Here is a 3,486-nt window from a genome sequence, read left to right as displayed (position 1 = left end):
GCTGGACCGCTTCTCCATGGACGTGCAGGACGGCGAGTTCGTCTGCGTGGTCGGTCCCTCGGGCTGCGGCAAGTCCACCCTGCTCTGGTCGATGGCCGGGCTACACGCTTTGTCCTCAGGCCGGATCCTGCTGGACGGCCAGCCGGTGACCAGGCCCTCGCCGCAGATCGCGATGGTGTTCCAGGAAGCCAACATGCTGCCCTGGCGCTCCTTGCAGAAGAATATCGAGCTGCCGTTCGAGATCCGCCGCCAGGCACCGGCCAGAGAGCGGATCAACGGCCTGCTGGAGCGGGTGGGCCTTGCCGGCTTCGAGGGCAAGTATCCGCGTGAGCTTTCCGGCGGCATGCAGCAGCGCGCCTCGATCGTGCGCGCACTCTCGGTCGATCCCTCGCTGCTCCTGATGGACGAGCCGTTCGGCGCGCTCGACGCCTTCACCCGCGACGAGATGAACCTGCTGATCGAGGAGATCTGGTTGGAGACGAAGAAGACGATCGTCTTCATCACCCATTCGATCCCGGAGGCCGTGTTCCTGGCCGACCGGGTCTATGTGATGTCGGCGCGTCCCGGCCGCCTGTCCAAGGTCTTCGACATCGACATTCCGCGGCCGCGGCCGCTGGAGGTCCAGGCCGCACCGCACTTCGTCGAGCTGGTCGCCGAGATCAAGGGCTCGATCGAGCACAAAGCCCCGGCCCGCCCCGCCGCCGCCGCCTGACCAGGAGCCCCCGATGGCCAGCGTCGATCGCCAGCTCGCCGACAACATCCCGAGCTTCGACAAGCATGAGGACGGCCAGGCCGTCGGAGTCAGCAACTGGTCGGGCGTGGCCGGCCAGCTCAGCCTGATCAAGTCCAGCCGCGAATGGGCGCTGATCGCCTTCGTCGCGGTGGCCTTGATCGGCGGGATGGAGCTGCTGCTCCGCCTCTACGAAGTGCCGACCTACATCATGCCGACGCCGAGCCTGATCGCGACCGCACTGGTGCGCGACTTTCCGCTGCTGGCCCCGCATGTCGGCCATACGCTGGTGGAGCTGCTGACCGGCTTTGCGATCGGCGCCACGGTCGGCTTCGTGCTGGCGGCACTGGTGACCCAGTTCCCGCTGCTGGAACGGATCATCGCGCCCTACATCCTCCTGCTGGTCACCACGCCGATGCTGGCGCTGGTGCCGCTGCTGATCCTGAAGCTGGGTTTTGGCTACAGCCCGCGGATCATCGCCGTGGCGCTGGCGTCGGGGCCGATGGTGATGATCAACTCGGCCACCGGCTTTCGCCGCACCGATCTCGCCAAGATCGCGCTGGCCCGCAGCTTCGGCGCCTCGACCCTGCAGATCTTTCTCAAGATCCGCATCCCCATGGCGATGCCGATGGTGATCGTGGGCCTGATGGTCGGCTCGATCTTCGGTCTGCTCACCGCGGTGGGGGCCGAGATGGTCGGCGGCAGCTTCGGGCTCGGCAACCGGCTGACCTACTATTCGTCGCTGATCCAGATGCCGCAGTTCTTCGCCTGCATCGTGCTCCTGGCGGTCATCGGCATCTCCATCTACGTGTTCTTCTATTGGCTGGGTAAGAAATATGCCGGGTGGGAGTCCTGACCGGCGCATGTTGGGGGAGCAATCGATGTTCGGTCTGGACAGGCGCAGCTTCGTCGGCCTCGGCATCGCCGCGGCGGGGACGATGGCGGCACCCCGTTTCCTGATGGCCCAAGAGGCGACCAATACGGTGCGCTGGGTGAGCCCGCGCGGCACGATCGAGGTGCTGGACGACTATCCCTACTGGGTCGCCCAGAAGTTCGGCTGGTTCGGCGACATCCAGACTACGCTGGAGCCGGGGCCGCTAGAAGCGACCGCCACGATCAAGCTGGTCGACCAGAACCAGGCCGATATCGGCTTCCCGAGCCCGGGCGTGTTCTCCCTGGGCCTGGAGCAGGGCATCCCGCTCAAGTCCGTGTTCCACATGGGTGCTTACGACACGTTCAGCTTCGCCTTCGTGAAGGGCAAGAAGCCCGCCGACATCAAGGAGCTGGCCGGCAAGAAGATCCTGGTCGGCTCGATCGGCTGGAAGGCGATCGTCGACCCGATGCTGGCCCAGGTGGGCGTCGATCCCGCCTCGGTCGAGTATCTGGAAGCCGGCCCGATCTGGGGTCAGGCGCTGCAGCAGGGCCAGGGCGACACCTCGCTGTGCTGGGAAGGCCTGCGCGCGCAGTGGTACGGCCAGGGCATGGATTACGACTATATCCTGCCCTACGACTTCTCGAAGTTCCCGGCCAACACCTTCGTCATCCGCACCTCGGACTTCGAGGACCAGGCGAAGAAGGCGCTCTACGAGAACTATTTCCGCGCCTGGGCGATGGGCCTGGAGTTCGGCCACCTGAACCCGCGCGCCACCACCCAGATCGTGCTGGAGCAGTTCCCGGCCCTGGCCAGCACGCTGACCCCAGAGATCGCCACCGAATCGATGATGCAGCTCGGCAAGATCTTCCGCGGCCCGTGGGAGCAGCGCCAGGGCTGGGGCTGGCACGACATGGCCCAGTGGCAGGGCTATTTCGACACGATCTACCAGATCAAGCAGATCACGACCGAGATGAAGGCCGAGGACGTCTGCAAGAACGACTATATCGCGGCAGCCAACCAGTTCGACCAGGCGGCGGTGCAGCAGGCGTCGGGCGGGTTCCAGCTGTCCGAGGACTACAGCAAGGTCGACGTAGCGGCGATCGAGGCGCGGCTGTGAGGTGAGGCCAGGGTGCGGCCTGGATGACGCCGCACCCTGGCGCCGTCAGCCGATGCCCTGGCGGCGCGGCGGGGCGAAGACCTGGTCTGGATCGACCGCGCGGCGTACCGCGCGCAGCCGTTCCAGGTTCGGCCCGTAATAGGCGGTGGCCGGGTCGGGCAGGTTCACGTCGGGGAAGTTGACATAGCTGCCGCGCGCACCCGGCAGCGCTTCCTGCATGGCGGCATGGGCAGCCCGCTGCCAGTCCAGGGCCTGCTCCAGCCGGCCGTCCTGCTCGGTCTGCCCGGTCCATTCCAGCTCGGTGCCGGCGATCCAGGCATCGCCGCGATAGGGGATCGCGGTGGCGTCGCCGGCGACCGCGCCGACCTGCCCGCCGACCTGGAAGAACTTCAGGATGGCACCTTCGCCTTTGGCGGCGGCCGGATGGCGCTCCAGCAGATCCATCAGCCGGTCCAGCGCCGCGCTATTCCCGGCCAGGGGGCCCACGAACAGCGAGGTTTCGTGATAGTGGGCGGGCGGGCCGGGTTCCCCCAGCAACGCCTGGGCCTGCCAGTAGGGCAGCCGCGCCATCTGGTGCTCGTCCGCGCCCGCCAGGAGCCCCGCCAGCAGGTCCTCCAGCGTGCTGTCCGGCTCGATCGCCTGGCCAAGCACCGACAGGTCGATCCCGCCGGCATGGCCGATCAGGGTGATCTTGGCGCCGGTCGAGGCGGGGGCTGCCTCCAGCACCCGGAACAGCTCGGCCAGGGGCTCGCGCTGGCGGCTGCG

General features: G+C 67.3%; 4 protein-coding genes. 3 read left to right on the top strand and 1 reads right to left on the bottom strand.

Annotated elements, in window-relative coordinates:
• Position 1: 1 nt before the first annotated feature.
• The 3 genes from EQG76_RS07085 to EQG76_RS07075 are packed head-to-tail and all read left to right on the top strand — an operon-like array spanning position 2 to position 2,721.
• Positions 2-712 carry an ABC transporter ATP-binding protein gene (locus EQG76_RS07085; protein ID WP_407925508.1) on the top strand — a complete coding sequence of 237 codons (711 nt, stop codon included), beginning with the start codon at positions 2-4 and terminating at the stop codon, positions 710-712.
• A gap of 13 nt (positions 713-725) precedes the next feature.
• On the top strand, positions 726-1,586 hold the full coding sequence (locus tag EQG76_RS07080; RefSeq protein WP_159711901.1) for an ABC transporter permease: 861 nt from the start codon (positions 726-728) through the stop codon (positions 1,584-1,586).
• 25 nt (positions 1,587-1,611) lie between these two features.
• Positions 1,612-2,721 carry an ABC transporter substrate-binding protein gene (locus tag EQG76_RS07075; protein ID WP_200840615.1) on the top strand — a complete coding sequence of 370 codons (1,110 nt, stop codon included), beginning with the start codon at positions 1,612-1,614 and terminating at the stop codon, positions 2,719-2,721.
• A gap of 45 nt (positions 2,722-2,766) precedes the next feature.
• Here the strand turns inward: EQG76_RS07075 and EQG76_RS07070 are convergent.
• Positions 2,767-3,486, bottom strand: a 720-nt coding sequence (locus EQG76_RS07070) for a BBE domain-containing protein (protein ID WP_200840614.1), incomplete at its 5' end; no start/stop codon positions are given.

Source organism: Geminicoccus flavidas (genome assembly GCF_009806515.1).
GTDB lineage: Bacteria > Pseudomonadota > Alphaproteobacteria > Geminicoccales > Geminicoccaceae > Geminicoccus > Geminicoccus flavidus.
The sequence above is the reverse complement of the archived record's forward strand: the minus strand, read 5'-3'. Positions and strand labels throughout refer to the sequence as shown.

What these genes read in the sequence shown, in the direction of transcription:
- EQG76_RS07075 (WP_200840615.1), top strand. Translation starts at nt 1,612, where the DNA reads ATGTTCGGTCTGGACAGGCGCAGCTTCGTCGGCCTCGGCATCGCCGCG.
- EQG76_RS07080 (WP_159711901.1), top strand. Translation starts at nt 726, where the DNA reads ATGGCCAGCGTCGATCGCCAGCTCGCCGACAACATCCCGAGCTTCGAC.